This window comes from Burkholderia alba (assembly GCF_034721475.1).
Lineage (GTDB): Bacteria > Pseudomonadota > Gammaproteobacteria > Burkholderiales > Burkholderiaceae > Burkholderia > Burkholderia alba.
This window is the reverse complement of sequence record NZ_JAWJWL010000182.1, coordinates 1-424: the sequence shown is the minus strand read 5'-3', so window position 1 is coordinate 424 and position 424 is coordinate 1. Positions and strand designations below refer to the sequence as shown.

General features: G+C 62.0%; 1 pseudogene. It reads right to left on the bottom strand.

Annotated elements, in window-relative coordinates:
- Positions 1 to 424: pseudogene (locus RZR99_RS33125) on the bottom strand (transposase); the annotation flags it as partial.

Genomic DNA, 424 nt, shown 5'->3' with positions numbered 1-424 from the left:
GGATACGCAGTCGCCGGAAGTTATGTAGCCACGAGATGGTCCGCTCGACGACCCAGCGGGTTTTGCCCAGACCGCTGCCATGGGGCTAGCCGCGCCGCGCTATTTCAGTGGTCATGCCGGCAGCATGTAATGGGCGGCGGTATTTGTCGTGATCGTAGCCTCTGTCGCCCTGAACGACGTGCGGTTTCGATCGTGGTCTGCCGCGTTTGCCGCCGATTGGCGGGATGGCATCAACCCGTGTATGAAGCTGAGTGACATCGTGTCGGTTGGCGCCCGTCAGGATGACCGCGAACGGGATGCCCTGCGCTTCGGTGATGAGGTGGTGTTTGGAACCGGGTCGCGCGCGATCAGTGGGATTGGGTCCCGTTTTTGACCAGCGCCTATCGCACGGATTGAAGAGGAGTCGACGATGACCCGGGACCCG